This is a genomic window from Aliikangiella coralliicola (genome assembly GCF_007004725.1).
Lineage (GTDB): Bacteria > Pseudomonadota > Gammaproteobacteria > Enterobacterales > Kangiellaceae > Aliikangiella > Aliikangiella coralliicola.
The window spans coordinates 1-20,048 of the sequence record NZ_ML660174.1 but is presented as its reverse complement, the minus strand read 5'-3'; the positions used below and the strand labels follow the sequence as shown (position 1 = coordinate 20,048).

Genomic DNA, 20,048 nt, shown 5'->3' with positions numbered 1-20,048 from the left:
ACCGGTTGATATAGCTCGGAAAATTGAACAGGATTTACGTATATAGCACAAAAAATAAACCGAAACGGTGAAAATAGGTTGTTTTCACCGTTTCGACGTTCGAATAGATATCTATGCTTTAGAAGTAGTTTTGCAGGCTTAAAGATACTAAATAAGTGTCCTCTCCATATTGGTCAAAGCCCAGCTTCAGGGATCGTCCATCTTTTTTATCCCAATAAAAGCCAAAACCTAATAAGGTAGCATCGTCATCATCATCAGCAATAAAGTTAGAATTAGTCTCCAACGCGACCAAGCCAGCTTTAAAATAAAAACTATAATTGCCTGTACTGGGTTTTAGCCGATACCCAAGCGCCGCCTCTGTAGCGTTGTAATTAATAAATCCATTATTAGAAAATGCCGGATTTTGGCTTACGAGTTTGGCTTTTCCTAATCGGCTATAACCAAATTCAGCGAACCAGTCATTTTGAAAATCGAACCCTACAGCAAATTTATATGCTGTGTCAGCGTCTCGAGATACATCCCAACTAGTATTTTCTGTAACTGGATCAAAATGTGAGCGGCCAACACCAAGTTCCGCATACCAACATGTTTCACCGGTATCTGAATCGCAATTTTCAAAAGCCTGCGCAGAAAACGCCGAACCGGCACAAAACAAAATGACCAGCTTACGAGTAAACTTTTTGCGATGGGCTAACGCCAGCAAAAGGAATAGTATAATCACAACTCCCATCGACCCGCCGCCAGATGTTGCGCGAACTTCAACTACAGCTTGCAGACGATCATTTACACCATCACCATTAAAATCTCCATTTTCATTAATATCAGATATTCCATCTCCATCTGTATCGCTATCTCTGAAAGCTAATACTCCATCTCCATCAATATCATCGCCGGATATAGTGCTATCGTCCTGACCATCGCCATTTGAGTCAGTACCATTGGTAGAATCGACGTCAACAGCATCATCCAATCCATCCATGTCTGTGTCATTACCTGACAGTGTTACGGTCAGCTGTTCTTCAGAATCAGAAATGCTGTCATTGTCACTGTCGTTATCCAGATAATCAGCAGTACCATCACTATCTGAGTCGGTATTAACAAAAGCATCATCTACACCGTCAGCATTCGCATCGTTACCGCCAGTAAAATCAACGTCATATCGATCGTCGATACCATCTCTATCAACATCATTGCCTGAAGGCATGGGGCGATCAGCTTCATACATATCTGCTAAACCATCATTGTCGCTGTCGGAATCAAGAGAATCGATAATGCCGTCTCCATCCGAGTCTTGATTACCTTCAACCAGGTCAGATATACCATCACCGTCATCATCTCGATCCACGCTGCTCGGCACTCCATCAAGATCTCTGTCACGACTGGTCCCGAATTGGTTTGGTTCATCATCCAAAGCGTCGATGATACCATCACCGTCAGCGTCGGCCGACGCGTCATCAACTTGGCCATCACCATCCAGGTCAAGTGTCGCAGCCCCGCTCGTTTCGATATCAAAACTACCATCATTATCACTATCTAGATCTCGGTAATCCGCCAATCCATCGGCATCAGTGTCTCTTGGTGTATCGGTACGTTCAGCAGCAGAATCAACTAACGCGTTTAAATCCGCATCGGTTAGACCAGCTTCGGTTACGTCATTATGACCATCATTGTCGGCATCAAGATCAAACATATCCGGCGTTAAATCGTTATCAGAATTTTGCAACATTGCCGCATCATCGACCCCATCCAGATCAACATCAAGTCCACCGGTAAAATCTACGTCAAATTCATCGATAATCTGATCCATATCGCTATCGATAATGCTGGTGGCAGCCTCTGCTAAATCGCTAATGCCGTCTTCATCACTATCAGGATCGAGATAATCCATTACACCGTCGCCATCTGTATCAGATACAGCCATTTGTGTATTTTTATAGGTTTCGGTTGATAGTTTAAGCTGCAAACCTACCCGATTTTCGAGTGCGTCAGGTACAGAGTCATTGTCACTGTCTCTATCAAGGTGGTCTGGAATACCGTCCCCATCACTGTCTAATAGAGCAACATTGTCATCAATTCCATCTCCATTAGCATCGGTGCCGCCTGTAGCATCGACATCAAATGTGTCATCAATACCATCGCCATCGGTATCAACACCGCTAGCACCGGATTCTTCTAAATCGGTTATTCCATCATTGTCACTGTCACTATCAAAAGCATCAACAGTTCCGTCGCCATCAGTGTCGATGTTGGCACCACCTTCAAGTGCATCAGGGATACCATCACCATCTTCATCGAGAGATGTATCAAGATAATCTGGAATACCGTCTGTATCAGAGTCGCCATTACCCTCTTCACTATCAGGAATACCGTCATTATCGCTATCCTCGTCTAGATAATCGGGTATACCATCTCCGTCAGAATCACCAGTACCTTCTTCAAGGTCAAAAATACCATCGCCGTCAGAATCTAAGTCAGACACGGTGCCACTTTCGGCGCTAACTAACGATTCGTTAGTACCACGTAGGTCGGTATAACTAACGATAACGCTAAAGGTTTGCCAGACATCATCTTCACCTAAAACGTATGTGCTATTAGTCGCTCCGGTAACATTTACACCACTTCTTCGCCATTGATAACTAAATGGGCCAAAACCGTCGTCGTCACTCATCAATGACGTATCAACACTAAGCGTTTCGTTTCGTAATAATGTGCCGGTGACTACCGGTAATCCAGTAGGTAAGTCATTTGTATTGACAACGTCTATCACAAAGCTCTGAGTGTCTGTTGCGCTATTGCTATCAGTTACCACCAAAGTAACATTGTTATTTCCAACATTAGCATTAAGCGGTGTGCCAGTTAACGTAGCGGTCCCATTCCCATTATCAGTCAAAGATAACCAAGCGGGTAGCACACTAGCACTGAATGAAATACTATCACCCAAATCCACATCACTACCTGTGACGTTATAAATATAATTAGCGTCCTCAGTACCAGTAGTAATAGCAGTTGAATCAAAGGTTGGTGCATCATTGGTATTTCCAACGACAATCGTAAAGCTTTGTGTGGCAGAGTTGTTAGCAGCCCCACTATCGTCCGTAACAACCAGCGTTACTGAATTATTACCAACATGTTCATTAAGCGGAGTACCGGTTAGTACTGCAGTACCATTCGCTCCACTAGTCAGGGATAACCATGACGGAATTGTTGTAGCAGTAATTGCTAAATTATCACCAACATCAATATCTGATGTTACGATGTTATAAACGTAAACAGCATCTTCCAACACGGCATTAACAGAAGTTGAGTCAAATACTGGCGCATCATTTTCAGGATTAACTTGCACATTAACCACAATACTGTCAGTCAGTGGATCTAACGCATTGCTGTCTGTTATTTCAACGGTAAAACTATCCGCGCCATTAAAGTTAGCGTTTGGCGTATAGTTGATGACCTTGCTGGTACCATCCCCACTCGTACTTGCTACACCATTGCTCGCGGCTGAACTAACACTCCAGGTGATAGTTTCATTTTCAGGGTCGGTCGCGTTTAGTGTCAAACTAAAGGGTGTAGGCGTGCTGTCTTCACTCATGACAACATTGGTTGTCGCACCTTCTGTAATTACTGGTGCATCGTTATATTGTTTGATGATTGTGTCGGTAGATGCGCCACCGGTATTACCAGCAACATCAGTCAAAGTAAAACTTAAGGTTAACGTCCCTTCGTTAAAACTACTAACGTCAATTCCAGTAAAACTGCCGCTTGCAGTTGTAATAGTTCCCGTCACTGGTGTAGAAGTATTAACACCATCAGTTATCGTATAGCTGTATTGACTAGTTATTTCAGCACCACTATATGAAAATTGGAATGCTGTATCATTTGATGCATTGATAAATGGTTGTGGTGTATCAATTGCAACTGCATAACCATTTGGAGCTTCAATATCATAAGTTACAGAAAATTGCGGGGCTGCGACATTTCCGTTGCCATGATCATCAAACGCCACGGCAGAACTAATATCAACAGTTACATTTCCATTATTAGTAGGTGTTATCGTGGCAGAATAACTGCTACCGCTGCCAGTAAAACCACTAATATTTGCGTTACTTAAAATTACATCCGAACTGGTAAATCCTGTAATTGAAGTATCAGGACCACTTGTTGCTGGATTTGTAAAATCAATATTAATTGTAAATGCAGAATTAGTCGGATCAGAAACACCACTAGTTATTGCAACTGTTGGCGCTGTGTTGTCGACGCTTATGGAATTTGTGCTATCTGCAATTGCTTGAACATCTCCCACATTATTTCGCGCCGTGAGAGGATCAATTCCTACGGCAATTGTTCCATCACCTACAATATTCGAGATCTGAATCGTCGGTGTAGCAGTTGTTCCATTAATAACCGTAATGTCGGGATTAGGCGTATTATTATCAACAAAGTTTGCTGTACTCGCGGTTCCGGTGGTAATCAGATTTACTTTGTCATTGGTCAAACTGTGTATTGTCGCATTGCTGTAAGTAACAGTTGCCGTTGTCGGTCCGGTATTGACTTGTACGTTTGCCGGAACAGTGACAATGCCGGTCGGTAATGCCGACGTATCATAACCAATAGAGAACACACTAGAGGCAGTATTGGTTTGTGTCCCAGCGCCTGCCTCCTCTACCACACCCGCTAGTAGCTGAACATCAATTGTTGTCCCATCCACAGGAGAAGTAATATCAAATGTGTAACGGTCAGCAGTCACCTGAACTAAATTGCTAGCCGTTCCGTTGGTCACCGTAATATCTGTATCGACAAACCCCTCTACATCCTCGGAAAATACGATTTCCATAGGAATAGGCGCGACTCCGGTTAGTGGAGAAACACTGGAAGTGATTGAAAATATTGACGGCGCTGTATCAGTCTCAATATTAAAATTAGTGGTCAACGGGTTAAGTGCATAAAGTGTGGAGTTTTCAGTAAAACTAAGTGCGTTTGAAAGCAAAGTATAGTCACCGTCGGTAGCGGCACCAGGAACCGTTAACGTCACGCTGAAATTACAACTACCACCCGCCGATAGTTGTCCATTGGTAAAACTCAAGGAGTTTGTCCCTGAAATAGAGGAACCTGCACCACAAATATTGTTAAGCGTACCCGAGCTGGATACAAGGCCACTCAGTGCACTATTTAGATCCAGCCCAAATCCTATAGCACTCTGATCAAGTGTCGAATTGTTAGTAAAACTAAAATCAATAGTTGCAGTGGTGCTTCCTGGCTGCACGTTGTTATCCGCATCTCCATCATTATCACTAACAACCATACTTGCTGTAAGTGTAACAACATCAAAACTTGAAGTTACTGCGGGGCTAGTTACCGCATTTCCATCAACCGTCGCATTGATCACACTAGAGGTGACGTTAACATTACTTGATACTCCACCACCTGGTAATTGCAAAGTCGCATTAAAACTACAACTAGTACCAGCCGCTAAAGCGCCATTTGAAAAGTCTATAATTGAAGTACCTGACAATATAGAACCGGCACAAGTATTTGAACTGAAGCCAGTTGTTGTTAAACCTGTTAGCGCCGCATCTAAGTCAACAGTAAAAGCGACTGTAGTTGCGTCAGTTGGTGAGTTGGGGTTATTGGATAGCGTAAAGGTTGCCGTATTCGATCCACCAGGGATTAAAGTTGTGTTATCAAACTCTATCGACAACGTTGGAGCTGAAATTATCTGAAATGAGTCGGACGTAGTTCCTCCTGTCACTGTAGCACTATTAATCGTCGCACTAATTTTCTCAGTGGTCATCGTATAATTTCCCGGTGACATTGTGCTCGGAACTGTAATATCTACATTAAAGTTGCAAGAAGCTCCCGCAGCCAGATTACCGCCGGTTAGTGATAAAACTTGAGTGTCAATATCTGGGGTCGCTAACGAAATTGACGAACCGGTACCACAAGGGTTTGTTGGAAAGCTTGGTATAGTCACCGGAAAAGGTAAAAATGCGGTCAGTTCAGAGGTAAACGCGATATCAGTGGCGGCCTGCACAGTATCGATATTGTTAATAGCAAAACTTGCGGTAATATTGTTTCCAACAATGACAGGATCTGGCGTAACACTTAAGCTAATCGTAGGTGCCTGAGTTATTGTTAGATTGTGCGAAACAGCAGGCTTTATCACACCACTTCCGTCAAGATCATAGGTGAAGGTACTGGTAGTGTTAGTATTACTTGAAGCAGCCGCCCCCGCAGGGATCTGCACTGGAACACTAAAAGTACAGGACGCCTCAGGTGCAAGTGAACCGCCGGTCAAACTTATTGTCGACGTACCACTTAATGAAGAACCTATTCCGCAAGGTTCTGCTGGCAAGCTCGTTGCGACTAAACCTGACAAAGCTGCGTCCAGATCATCGGTAAAAGCAATGTTAGTCGCCGTACCAGAACGATCAAAGTTAGTTAATGTCACTTTTAAGTTCGTAGTTGCCCCTGGCGTTGTCGGGTTATCCTCAAACTCCATCAATGCAAATGCCTGAGTCGACACAATAGCAGCTTTAGCGCCCCCCATACTGTTAAAATCAGCTAAAGCGTCAGTTTCGACGGCTGTAAAGGTACCAACTCCGGTACTTTTTACATCAACAGTAACTGTGCAACTTGCCCCCGCAGATAGCGCCTCAAAACCAGGAAAAAATGTACTTCCATCTGCATTAAAAACAACACTACTTGCTCCTGCATTTGCAGTAATGGTGACAGGAGCGTTAGCTGAGCCACAATCTGAAGTCGCATTCGGTTCATCTGCGATAACTAAGCCTAAAGGTAAATCAACGGTCGAACTCAAATCTCCAACTCTTGCTCCATTTTGGGTATTGTCAAAAGTCTGCGTGAGCGTAGAAATCGCTCCTCGATTGATAGAGGTTGGTGAGAATGACATTGTATATCCAGGTCTGTTGGTAACAACTGTTAAATTAGCCGTTGCGCTACCACTATTTCCTTCGCTGGAAGTTAAGTCGCCTGTTAAGATGGTGTATACGCCAGCCGTCGTCGACGCCAAAACATCGATCGTTACCGTGCAAGACGAACTACCGGCTAAATCGTATCCTGAAAACGTGAGTGTTGTACCTCCATCAGCCGCAGTTAAAGCCCCATTCGCACATGTCGTTGTTACGTCAGATGGTGTCCCGTGAACGAGCCCTGCTGGCAACGTATTCGTAAAACCTGCACTGGTAACCGGTGTTGCATCAACATTTGTAATAGTAAAAGTTACTGTCGCAGTACTTCCTGGCCCCACCGTAGAAGGTGTGACAGTTGCGTTAAACGTCGGCGGCGCAGCGCGAGCTGAACCAATGTGTAAACAAAATATAACGAACACAACGCAACCAATTTTAAAATTGGTGACAAGATTAGCTAGTGGCACAGGAGGTTCCTTATTATGAGGCGTATTATTATTTAGAGAAGTTTAGCTCAGTAACTCCTTAAAGACCAACGGAAAGTAGAAAATGATTTTATTATGACATAGATAAGTTCAATGCTATTTAATCATAATTGCTATACCCAATAGTCAGTGCTAAAATTCCGAATAACCAGTGTAATCCCTAATTATCAAAAAAGCCTTGGAGGGAAATAATGAGAGTACTAAAATCAGTAGTAGCTACAAGCCTTGCTATAGGATTGGCAGGCTCCGTAGTAGCAAATGATGTAAAACTTTCAGACAATGCTATTCAAATGAAAAGTAGCTTATATGGTGACTCTGTCAAAATGACAATCACCGGACCAGATAAATTTCGTTATACATCAGAAAAAGCTGGCGGTAACGCACTTCTTTCTCTTGACGAAGTGAATGCACGTAAAGATGGTCTTTATAAGTATGAGTTCGTTGAAATCAAGACGCTTGGTGAAGAAGACGTTGTTGATGAATTTAATGGACGCGGTAAAACAAAAAGAAAAATTGTTGAGTCTAAAAAAGTTTCGGGGCATTTTAGAATTTCAAATGGCGTACTAGTCAGCAAAAACAAGCTAGAAAAAACCAATATCACTATTAATCCTCGTACTTTGAATAGCGAAAACTAATTGACCCTAAGGAGATCATAATGAAAAAAATTGCAATAGGGTCAATTGCGGCTCTTTCCGTTTATAGTGCTTTAGTCTTAGCAGATGTTCAACATCTAGACGATGTCATTATCACTCAAAGTCTTTGTGTTGGGCAGGACTGTAGTAATGGCGAATCTTTTGGGTTCGATACATTAAGACTTAAAGAAAACAATCTTAGAATTAAATTTCAAGACACAAGTACCTCCGCTTCATTCCCAAGCAACGACTGGCAATTAACAGCGAATGATAGCTCCAATGGTGGTGCAAACAGATTTTCGATTGATGATATCACCGGGAGTAAAACTCCATTTACAGTTGAAGCTGGCGCACCAACAAACTCGCTTTATGTAGATGATGGCGGGAGAATTGGTTTTGGTACTGCAACACCAGTAGTTAATTTACACGTTAAAGAAGGTAACTCTCCAACACTACGCTTAGAACAGGATGGTTCCTCTGGTTTTGCCTCTCAGACTTGGGATGTGGCTGGAAATGAAGCTAACTTTTTTATTCGGGATACAACTAACGGGAGTAAGTTGCCGTTTAAGATTAAGCCTGGTGCGCCTACAGGTAGTATATTTGTTGCGGCAGATGGAGATATTGGGTTAGGTACTGAATCACCAGACGCTAAACTAAATGTAGAGGGGGCTAGCGCAAGTACTATTATTAGTGACACCGCAACTGGATCTGCAGACGTTCGCACATTACTGACCTTAAACAGCGAACACGGAAGTAACATTAAATTCGAGCACAGAAATAACGCCGGTAAAGAATGGACAGTTGGAACCTATTCTTCAGGAAATGGTTTCTTGATATCAAGAGCAGACACTGCAGATGGAAACGCGGATCCACACGATAATTACAATTTGCTGCTTAATGACAATCAATTTGTTATAAGAAATATGGCGTCTGATGAGCTTATGAGACTCACTAATACACAACTTGTAGTTAATGGAACTGTGGTTTCTAGCTCTAGTCGCACTGTTAAAGATAATATAGTATCCGTCGACTCTGGAAAAATTCTTAATATGCTCTCAAAGCTAGCTATTAAAAAATGGAACTATATCAATGACGGTTCTTCAATCAAACACATCGGGCCGATAGCTGAAGAGTTCTATGAACTATTTGGTTTGGGTAGTGACGATAAACACATCGCCTCATTAGACACCAGCGGTATAGCACTAGCTGCCATTCAAGCATTGAATGAAGAGGTAAAAGACAAGAATAGTAAAATAGAGTCTTTAGAAAAACAAAACAAATTACTTAATGAAAGATTAGCTTTAATCGAAAAAACTTTAGAGCAACTCTCGTCAAAGTAAGTTATTTAGTCATTTTGAAGTATTTATTAAAGGCTCCATGAATTAGTTTCATGGAGCCTTTTTTATTAAGAACTTAAATTTAAGAATTGCTCAATAGTTCTACTACTTTCTCTTGCTGGCTTTCCGACATACCTAGCCATAACGGAAGTCGGACTATGCGTTCTGAAAGGCTCTCAGTTTGGCTTAACTTCCCACTCACTTTTCCGTAATGGCTCCCGGCAGGAGACGAATGTAATGGCACATAATGAAATACTGCTTGAATATCGTTTCGCTTAAAATCAAGAAGTAATTCGTTTCTTTCTATTTCAGGACTTAATAAAACATAATACATATGAGCGTTATGGACACATCCATCAGGTATTACAGGACGTCGAATTATACCTTTGCTCTCAGCATCTTCTAATGAATCATGATAATACTGCCACAACTTTAGGCGCGACTGAGTTATTTGATTAGCTTCTTCGAGCTGAGCCCACAAAAATGCAGCTATGAGTTCACCGGGTAAAAACGAGGAACCTTGCTCGCACCAGGTATACTTGTCAACTTCTCCGCGAAAAAATGAACCACGATCGGTACCTTTTTCACGAATGATTTCAGCTCTCGAGGTCAAACTAGGCTCATTGATGAGCAATGCGCCCCCTTCTCCTGAAATAATGTTTTTAGTTTCGTGAAAACTAAACACACCAAGCTCTCCAATACTGCCCAAAGCTTTACCTTTATAACTTGCCATCATGCCTTGTGCTGCATCCTCAACAACTTTTAGGCGATGACGTTTAGCAATAGCCATGATTTTGTCCATTTCACAAGCAACACCTGCATAATGAACAGCCACAATAGCTATTGTCTTTGAGCTAATTGCAGCTTCGATCAAATCTTCATTAAGATTTAAAGTGTCTTCTCTTATATCAACAAATACTGGTACGCCCCCCCTTAAAACAAAAGCATTTGCAGTCGATACAAAAGTATAAGAAGGCATTATAATTTCGTCGCCAGGCTCTATATTCAGTAGCAAAGCCGACATTTCCAAAGCAGCCGTGCAAGAATGAGTCAGGAGTGCCTTGTGGCAATTTCCTCTCTCTTCTAACCATTGATGGCACAATTGAGTAAAAGGGCCATCGCCAGCCAACCGACCGTTTTCGTGCGCCTCTGCGATATGCTTTAACTCTCTTCCTGTCATATAAGGTTTATTGAACGGAATACTATATTCACTCATTATTATTTTCACTTTTACTGCTAGATTTCTCAACAGACAAACCAATAAGCACAGGAGATTCTTTGAATAATTCAGAAACTTTAACCGTGTCTTCCCTAAAAAATTCGGACGCTATTTCTATATCCCTATCGGTGTGTGTTGCATTTTTACTCGACTCACCTCGGTTTTTTGAACTAATGCGATCAAATAAAGCTCGAAGTTTCATGATTAGTTTTCGCGGCACTAATTTTCCTATTGTGTTGATAACTAGTTCCCGACTAAGTAACCATGACACTAATCTTATATTTCTACGTTTTGATTCGTTTATTCTACGGTTGTCAAAGTTTTCTGAAGTAAAATAGTTAGATATATCCAGAAATTGCTCAATCGTTTTTAGTACGTTTAATGGATTCTTTTTAAAATAAGAGAAATTATATATCAGGACATTATCTCCGAATTCAGCTTGATATTCCTTAATTCGTTCGCCTATCCAATTCCCAGAAAATTTGAGGAATAATTGTTCATCTCCAACATTATATAAATGTCCTTTGGTTAAAAACTCATTTAGTGAAGGCATGTTATTTGTAAATGATTTGAACTGGTAGTAAAAAGAAACCGCCCACTCTGCCGGGTCCCGTATTACTAATATCACTTTAACCTCTTTACTATAAGCCTTTATTTCCGAAATAGAGTCGCGGTTAAAAAAACACAATGGGCTAATGTCACCGGCGATTAATTCGGAATCCATTTCTCGGTATAAAGAAAGATACCAATCAATTCCGAGATTGTTTTTCACATTAAAATAATTTATTTCTTTCCTAAATGGTAAAAATATTTCTGGATGCTGCGATAAATAGTGATAAAGAAATGTAGTCGCCCCACGGGGCATTCCAGCAACAACAAACAGTGGAACTTTGGCACTCTTTGGCATACGTATACCCTTAAAATAATTGTTTTTATCAAATACTTTTTGCAGCTTTTTTTAAGTGCTCTGCTACAACACTGACCCCATCTAAATAAATCTCGGTAAGAAATCCGATAGCTGAAAACAAATACTTACTCAAAATTACAATCATGGCTGTGAATAACGCTAGCTCATGACTGACCCCGAATCCCTCACTGACAACCACCAAGGCTATCTCACCGGCACTTACTCCCAATATCGAAAATGGAACCAATCTTCCAATAAAGCTCATAAATACTATAAAAATAATATGGACGAAAGATAATTCCACACCCGCGGCAACAAATGCAAAATAATATGAAATTACACCTGTTCCAAAAGACGAAAAAGAAACAAGGGATACTTTAACTATCTCATCTAGTGCTAACCATTGCTTAAATTTAAACGCAAACTCACTAAATAAACGCCTAAAACGATAAATAACTATTATTAGAAAAAAAAACGTAACAAGAATAACTAAATAAATGGTGTGAAAGACCTCTTCTCCAAGAAAGTTCGCTAACTTGTAATTTGATACAAGAAAAGCGACAAGAGTACCAATACACAGAAATAACAAACCAATACTTCTATCAACTAAGATAGCTAAAGTAGTTTTTTTTAAACTTAGATTATACTGAGAAAGTTTAAATGTTCTGACCAATTCAGCGCTGTAAGTTGTGGGTATCACCACACTTACAAATTCAGAAAATAACAAAATTCTAAAAGAACTAAAAAATCCAAGTTCATTACTACGTTGAAGAATATCAGCTATCTGTTTAATCCGGTAAGCGTTGAATGCTCGATTAAAAAGGCTAAAAAGCATGAAAAGAACGAAGAATTCAATAACGATGTTTTCAAACAACGAGAAAACATTTATAAATTCGGAAAATATAAACAAATAGCCCGTTGCTACCAGTAAAACGGACCATTTTACTGCAACTTTTAATCTCTTGTTTGAAAAAACTCGTAACATTCAACTATTTATTGCATTAACAACGCAAAAAATACTCCATAGCTGCCAGCCGTAATTTTTCTTACCATGAATTGTAGAGTCTATCATCATCTTTATTTTGTTAAGGTTGAAATACCTATCCACCCAGGGTAAATTGCAAGTTATCTTTAAAAAGAGTTCTTCGGAATCATAATCCAGAAAGTAAGGTTGCAAATCTAGCCTAAAGCCATGTTTAGAGAAATCGAGGATATAGTCAGGGTAATCATTTTTAAACGTCTCTCTAAGAAAATACTTTTGTCTAAGGCCATTGATTTTTTGACTATCAGGAAGAGAGAACAAACCCGACCTTATAACTGGGTCCATAAATGGACTCACTATTTGAACCTCTAGTCTTTTGGCAATCGAGCTATGGATTATATTCCATGCATCAGTAACCGAACGAGCGTCATACTCTAGTCTTTTGTTCAAACTTAATGGGTTCTCTATCTCTTTCCAAATATCATCTTCTGCAACTAGATCTATAGAGCTACCAGTCAATTCAATTAAATCAGCATCGGCAGTCACCGTTAGGCGGTTCTTATGAACCATGGCTTTCTGGAACTTATCTAGATGCCAAGAATACCCGGCTAAGCAATCATCGGGGCCTTTTCCATTTACAATGGTACTAGCGCCTGAACCAACAATTCTCTGATTCAACAGATACTCAACAAGATGACTAGGATGCGCAACAGGAAAACCCAAGCAATTCTTTAGTAAGCTTTCCCCTTCTTTAAATATATCAACATTAGTTAGATCGTAAATAACCAGGTCGGCACCAATATCTTCAGCTAGTCGTTTTGAATTATCTAACTCGTTCGAACATCCGTCTCCCCTAGTTAAGCATGTTGCTAAATGAATGCTTCTTTCCGGAAATACCCTAGCAGCTCTAATAGCAAGTATAGATGAGTCTAGACCTGAACTAATATGAAAAGTAGTATCACTCGGATTTAACTTTTCCACAATTGCATCAATATGGCTTCTCAGGTTATTACTGGTATAGCGGTGATGAGCATTTGAAATTCTTTCTACAAATTCTGACTTAAGATTTCCTTGTTCATCAAAAAATATCCTTTCGCCAGGCCTTAAACGCTTTATTTTTTTTAAAAGAGTTCGAGAAGTATTCGGAGTCTGAAAAGTAATGTATAACTTTATATATTCACTATCGGGAAACAATGCAACTTCTTTTGTTCTCAAAAACCCGGTTAGCTCCAGATAGGAATCCGAAATGATCAACTCATTTTTATCAACAAAATAAAACAACGGAATAGAAGAAAAAAAATCTCTTGTTAATGATATTTTCCCACAATTCGATATATTCGTGTCGAAACCTTCAGGAAGCTCTATGCTACTGTCCTTTATATCTCCTCTCAAGATTTTAATCATTACTTCTACCTGTCCTTTCAAATATTCTCTTTATTATGGTTGGCCGTGACTTAACTTCGCTAAATATTTTCCCAAGGTATATTCCCAAAATTCCGGTGCACATTAATGTTAATCCTCCAACAGCCCAGATTGATGCAATTAAAGACGCATAACCTAATTGCAAAGAGAGAAACAATTTCTGATAAAAAATCCAGGCAATATATAATGATGAAAACAAAAACACCAAACACCCAACAACAAAAATTAAATATAAAGGCCTATTACTAAATGAAGTTATTGCGTCAACCGATTGTTTTAGCCTTTTAATAAAACTGTAACTTGTATGCCCTTTATATGATTTTGTTACCTCTACAGTTAGCTGGTTAAATCCCGTCATTTCACACAGACCTGCAAAAAACAATTCTCGTTCCTTGAACTTCTTTAATGAATTGATAAAAGGTCTATTCATTAAGCGAGCAGTCGTAGCGCCTTCAGGAACTTCTATAGAAGAAAGAGTATTGAATATTTTATAGAATAAATTACCACCTACTCTTTTTGTTAAAGTCCCTTCTCTCGTCGATTGAACACCTATAATTACATCTGCTTGTTCTTCGACTGCACGAGCGTGGAAACAACTCAACCACTCAGGAGACTCCTCAAGATCAGAGTCTATTAAAAAAACATACTCGCCCACGCAAAAGTCAAGCCCAACCATAATAGCTCTATGATGGCCAAAATTTCTCGACAGCTCTATTATCTTAACTTTCTCATCACTCTCATAAAGTGTAATTACTTTCTTAAGAGTACCGTCGGGGCAACCATCATTTACAAATACGATCTCATAATCATCAGTAATTTTTAGTGCTTCTAAAGTAATTCGTTCATAGAACTCATTAACAAATGGTGCAGATTTATATAATGTAGTAACGATTGAAAGTTTCATAATAGAAATTTGAATATATTCTTATTAAAGTTGGTCAAGATTCAAAAATAAATCGCTAAGAAATGGACCATTATTTTTTTAAAGCTACAAGTTCCCCTGGTAATGGACTCGATAAGATTATATCTAGTGAACTCGGTCCCTCGTTCATCAATAAATCGAGTACAGACATGTAGGGAACAAAGCTTTCGGAAAAGTTTTGACGGTAAGGAGTATGTTTATAGTCTTGAAATATAACCGTTATACCGCTATCTATAAACACTTTCTTATCGATAAAATTGGCTGCAGATTTGCCGTCGTACAAAACGTCGGCGTTAAAATATTTTACTATTTCAATAATCCGAGTGACTTTATCATTCGAGGAGCGAGGTACCATTGATGTTAATTTTATGGGAGTTTTAATTCCTAAATATAAGGCGATAGCTGAATTAAGCTTATAATTTAAACATACCAGCTTATCATGATTTTCTAATACGACATTCGAAATCAAATCAAATATTTCTTCAAAATAAGGCGCCCTGCGATACCAATTCATTACTTTATTTAAGAACTCTTTTCGCCAGTCTCGATTGTTCGAAATTAAAACTTGATTAATTAGCGAATACTTATTAGTTTTTTGGACCGGAATAGAAATGTTTTTTGGAACAGATTGACACAGCAGCCTATTATTATTACGCCAGTTTTGCCTAGAATATTTCACATCATCCATATAGACAAAAAGATCTGCCACAGCCATTTGCTCAAAATATCCCAACCACGGAATAAAACATGGTTGAATTATAGATATCAACACGAATTGTTTTCCTTATTATTTACTTGTGAAGATACTCATATTGAACTTCTCGAGTATTCGATCTTAAAATCACCAACATTTAAAAATCTAAGCTAAATATCTGGTTCGCCATTTTTTTTGGGCTTCCAGAGTTCTTGTTGTTCATTTCTAAAGCCACTAGTGAAAGAGCCGACTTTCTCATATTCTATATTTTTGTATCCTTCAATTTCAAACAATATATTTTTATCAAATCGATAATGCCCTTTAGGGGCTAACAAAAGCCATGCGCTATTTAAATCTCTGGTGTCAGCATGGGAAAGTACTTTGCGAAGCCATTGTTCACTATTATCCCGCCCTCCAAAATACCACGGAGTCACAATCACTTTAGCCTTTAGAAAGTACGAAGCGAATGGGGTTCCTCCAGTTAAGTCAAGTAAAACCATGCCTTCTTTCCATTCAGCCTTCTTAGCACTTTTAGATAGATCATTAATATATTTTGCAGTTTTAGTATCTACTTTATGAGGTTCACCATCGATAGGTAACAAGACCTTTGTATTTTGCTCGGCTATAGGCGTTATTAATCGATAAGGCTTCAATTGAGCATAGTTAATATTCAAGGTTATCATTAATAGTATGGCCGCCATGTACAAATACTCAACTTTGATCGTTGCGCTCTTGAAGTTAGTAACCCTGATAATAAAACAAAGACATCCAACGCAAAAAATAAGGCTATGAGATGATTTGAGAATTGGATGAATGGTAGAGCCAATAGAGAAAGCCATTGAACAAGAAAAAAGCCAAATTAGACAAGCCAAAATTTCAATATTCGATATTTGATTACATTCTTTTTGAATTCGTTTTGTTTCAAAAAGCCAATACCATGCGACTAAAAAGAAAAGTAACGCGACCCCTCCTTTACCAACATCCGAACCATAAAACAATTTGTAGTTGAAAATGAGAATAAATACGCCAATAAAAGCCACAAGCTTAATTGATGCTTCCGAGTCTTTAATAAACATTGGTAAATTTATAACATTGCTCAGTCTGTACTTAATGTAACCAACAACAAGAGCAATTACGCCGATTATTAGTACCACCTCTTTACTCAGAATATTTCTTAAATAGAATAAGAATTTATTAAGAATAAAAGACGGCTCTAAGGTTGAATTCAGTAAGGAATTGAGTTCCCAGGCAAGAGAAATTCTATCCAAATAAATATTCAATGATCCATCAAACAAAGAGACGTGAATCAAAAATAACGCTAACCACGCTAAACCAACAATTAACGCTTTTGATATTGCTCTTATCGGTACATAGGCACTAAAAAATACAATTGTCACTAATACATACAACAACAACGCCGAAGGGGGTTTAGATACAAAGCAAAGGTGTAATCCTGCTATTATGAGAGATATATAGAAGTAGTCTTTGGTACTTGATTCTTGACGTTTACTCCCATTAGTAGTTGCACCATTCGTTACAATACGGATAGCAGAAGCGCTTACCAGCAAGCAACCAATCAACACCATGAAGTTGTAGGATGGTGAAACTAACCATGTTGAGTAATAAAAGGTCACAGATATTGCCAACGTTAATATCCATGAAAGTTCAAGCAATTTGTCACCACACAGAATTTTTCTGGTGATGTAGCAATTTAGCGACCATGAGAAAAAAGTCGCTGATAAAAGCAATATCAAAAAGCCTATGAGCCTGAAATAATATATATTTCCATCAGCTAAATAGAACAGAAAACTGGAATAAAATCCGAAAGAAGTTAAGCTGGAGCGGATATTTTCGGGTTGAGAGGAATGAAGAAAATAGAAACTTTCGTCTGTTAAGTCTATACCACTTTGAAAGTTTAATATAAATCTACTAATTATAATTAGAACTATTGAAGAAACGATTAGGAAGGGAAACGTCTTTGAAAATAATTCTAGAGGTTTAATATATTTCTCAGAAATAGTCAGTAACATAGATATTGTCAGTCTTTTTTAAGAGCAAGATTATAAATTATTTTACTGAAGACGGTTGATTTGGCATTTGAACAGTATAATTTTAGTTTAGAGTTGGACTGTTTAATAAATGGAAGGGCTTGCCTTGCGCAGTATTTAGATTAATCTTGGTTAAGCTATTATCCCTCACGCTGTGAATTATGATTAACCAGCTATTGCCAAAATTCGCTAGATATAACTTTAAATCAAATTAGCCTTCCTAAACTTGGCTTAAAAAATAAGCTCTTTTCTCAATCAGTTTTACTAAGAGTGATTAATGAACCAACAATGGTTGTGGCTCTATGAAAGAGTTTTAAACCTCAAAACATTATTCTTGTCTTTATTACTATCCCATAACAAATCACAAACTTCATGTTGAGGGTTGTATCCTGTTGGTATTTTAAGCAGCATTTGTACAATTCCATCACAATCCATCCCATCACAAAGCTCATTTAAAAGAATAAGTGCTCTCTGCATATCGCCCCAGGGAAGAAGTTCTTCATTCGCAGTCATTATTTTGGGGTGATTAGTCCCTACAACATTCTCACCAACCAACAACTCTTCATATAATTTCTCTCCCGGGCGAAGACCAGAATACTGAATTTCAATATCTCCTTGAGGATTTGCACTATTTTTAACGGAGCGTCCCATTAAGTGAATCATTCTCTCAGCAAGTTCAGAGATCCTAACTTGATCTCCCATATCAAGTACAAAAACATCGCCGCCTTTACCCATTGCTCCTGCTTGAATTACTAGCTGAGCGGCCTCTGGGATCGTCATAAAATAGCGTATTATATCTTTGTGGGTAACAGTAACTGGGCCGCCGGTTCTTATCTGTTCTCGAAAGAGAGGAACTACAGAGCCAGAGGAGCCCAATACATTACCAAACCGAACCATTGTAAAAACAGTATTCTCTCCTCGTGTATTTAGAGCTTGTAAAACGAGTTCAGCCAGTCTTTTAGAGGCCCCCATTACATTTGTAGGTCGTACTGCTTTATCGGTGGAGACTAAAACAAATCTCTCAACCTTGGCTTCTGCAGCCGCCTCAGCAGCATACCAGGTACCAAAGACATTATTTCTAATACCTTCAACTATATTGTGTTCGACAATAGGTACATGTTTGTATGCTGCAGCATGATAAACGGTTTGAACGCTATAGCGTTCCATAACTTTGATCAAACGGTTCTTATGCTGAACAGATCCCAACAGAGCTTTAATATCTACATCAATTTCTAATTTAGCACTAAGTCTTCTGAGTTCTTTTTCGATAGAGTAAAGGGCAAATTCGGAAAGCTCGTAAAGAATTAAACTAGATGGTTTCAAAGCTATGATTTGGCGGCAAAGCTCTGAACCAATAGAACCACCAGAGCCTGTAACCATAACTACTTTATCAGTAATGCAAGAATGTAGCAGTGTTTGGTCCGGGTCTACAGAATCACGACCAAGAAGATCTTCAATCTCAATTTCTTTTAATTGTTCAATTTGAACCTTACCACTAACTATTTCTTCCATCGAAGCAATGGTCTTCACTTTAATAGGGAAAGGCTCTAAGTGCGTTAGTATCTCCGAACGACGAGCATGAGATGCCGATGGCATCGCCAATAAAACTTGAGAAACAAGTTTTTTCTCGATTATATTTTCGATCGAAATTTGCGAATAAACTTTTACTCCGTCGATTTCTGAACCAATAATAGTAGGTTCATCATCAAAATAAGCCGCAATCTTATATTTGTCACTTTGGCTTAATGCCCTTGCGAGCTGACGACCTGAACTTCCCGCACCATAAATAGCAACAATAGTATATGAGAGATTTAGTGTTGAACGGATTAGTGCAATAGCCAGTAACCTGGCACCACCAATAGTGACAAGAGAAAAAGACCAATAAAGCAATACACTGGTAGGGGTAATAGGAATTTCTAGATAGAGGCAACTAAGGGTAAACGCAGTCGTCGAAAGTGTGATACCTGCAGAAATGGTAAAGATAGCCTTTAACCCCATATAACGAAGAATAGCTCGATAAAATCCAATTCTGGCAAATATGACTAAACTGACCAACGAAGTGGCTGCAAAATAGAAATAACTACCTATTTCTGAAGCAACATAATCTTTTATAGAAATATTTAGTGCTAAATAAATACTAGATACAATTGCTACGAAATCAAAAGCCAGCGAAACAATTCGCTTGGTTGGCCTGGAATATTCTATAAATGAAGATATCATTGAATTTTTTCTATCCACTTAATTATTCCTTTATTAGTGCAGATATTGTTATAACGGTTCTGTAAGCGAAAAGAGTACGTGATTGACTGATTTTAGCCTCAAATTTCTTATTGTGCTGAATTTTATAGAATTAATTGCAAGTTTGAAAGTTTAAATAAGAGTTGGCTAATATTCATACTAAGTGAAAATCCATAGCGTTGAGATTACAAGCGACAAAAATGATTGGGGAGGCAAAAATCCAAGAATCACCTATTTAC

At 38.9% G+C, this 20,048-nt stretch carries 11 protein-coding genes; 2 read left to right on the top strand and 9 right to left on the bottom strand.

All coding sequences use genetic code 11. From position 1 onward, the window contains the following. Nucleotides 1-118: 118 nt before the first annotated feature. The gene (locus FLL46_RS26255) at nt 119-7,390 is read right to left on the bottom strand and encodes a DUF7933 domain-containing protein (protein WP_142935309.1); all 7,272 of its coding nucleotides are present in this window, start codon (nt 7,388-7,390) and stop codon (nt 119-121) included. A 209-nt stretch (nt 7,391-7,599) separates the two neighbouring features. Between FLL46_RS26255 and FLL46_RS26250 the strand changes: the two genes are divergently transcribed. Then, nucleotides 7,600-8,043: a hypothetical protein gene (locus FLL46_RS26250; protein WP_142935307.1), complete on the top strand. Its 444-nt coding sequence runs from the start codon at nt 7,600-7,602 to the stop codon at nt 8,041-8,043. A gap of 20 nt (nt 8,044-8,063) precedes the next feature. Further along, nucleotides 8,064-9,380, top strand: a complete 1,317-nt coding sequence (locus tag FLL46_RS26245; RefSeq protein WP_142935305.1) for a tail fiber domain-containing protein — start codon at nt 8,064-8,066, stop codon at nt 9,378-9,380. A gap of 79 nt (nt 9,381-9,459) precedes the next feature. On the opposite strand, the gene rffA is transcribed toward FLL46_RS26245, so the two are convergent. The 8 genes from rffA to FLL46_RS26205 form a co-directional block, all read right to left on the bottom strand. Then, a complete protein-coding gene (gene rffA, locus FLL46_RS26240) occupies nt 9,460-10,593 on the bottom strand; it encodes a dTDP-4-amino-4,6-dideoxygalactose transaminase (protein ID WP_142935304.1) in 1,134 nt (377 codons plus the stop codon). Next, nucleotides 10,586-11,503 carry a sulfotransferase domain-containing protein gene (locus tag FLL46_RS26235; RefSeq protein ID WP_142935302.1) on the bottom strand — a complete coding sequence of 306 codons (918 nt, stop codon included), beginning with the start codon at nt 11,501-11,503 and terminating at the stop codon, nt 10,586-10,588. The genes rffA and FLL46_RS26235 overlap by 8 nt, the downstream gene beginning before the upstream one ends. Nucleotides 11,504-11,531: 28 nt before the next feature. Then, a complete protein-coding gene (locus tag FLL46_RS26230; RefSeq protein ID WP_142935300.1) occupies nt 11,532-12,488 on the bottom strand; it encodes a lysylphosphatidylglycerol synthase transmembrane domain-containing protein in 957 nt (318 codons plus the stop codon). Continuing rightward, the gene (locus tag FLL46_RS26225; protein ID WP_142935298.1) at nt 12,489-13,910 is read right to left on the bottom strand and encodes an asparagine synthase-related protein; all 1,422 of its coding nucleotides are present in this window, start codon (nt 13,908-13,910) and stop codon (nt 12,489-12,491) included. It lies immediately after the preceding gene. Further along, on the bottom strand, nt 13,882-14,811 hold the full coding sequence (locus FLL46_RS26220; RefSeq protein WP_142935296.1) for a glycosyltransferase family 2 protein: 930 nt from the start codon (nt 14,809-14,811) through the stop codon (nt 13,882-13,884). The genes FLL46_RS26225 and FLL46_RS26220 overlap by 29 nt, the downstream gene beginning before the upstream one ends. Before the next feature lie 70 nt (nt 14,812-14,881). Further along, nucleotides 14,882-15,601, bottom strand: a complete 720-nt coding sequence (locus FLL46_RS26215; protein ID WP_142935294.1) for a WbqC family protein — start codon at nt 15,599-15,601, stop codon at nt 14,882-14,884. A 92-nt stretch (nt 15,602-15,693) separates the two neighbouring features. Then, nucleotides 15,694-17,169: a hypothetical protein gene (locus FLL46_RS26210; protein WP_142935293.1), complete on the bottom strand. Its 1,476-nt coding sequence runs from the start codon at nt 17,167-17,169 to the stop codon at nt 15,694-15,696. A gap of 702 nt (nt 17,170-17,871) precedes the next feature. Further along, entirely contained in the window at nt 17,872-19,809 is a 1,938-nt protein-coding gene (locus FLL46_RS26205) for a polysaccharide biosynthesis protein (protein ID WP_246119409.1), read from the bottom strand. Nucleotides 19,810-20,048: the final 239 nt, after the last annotated feature.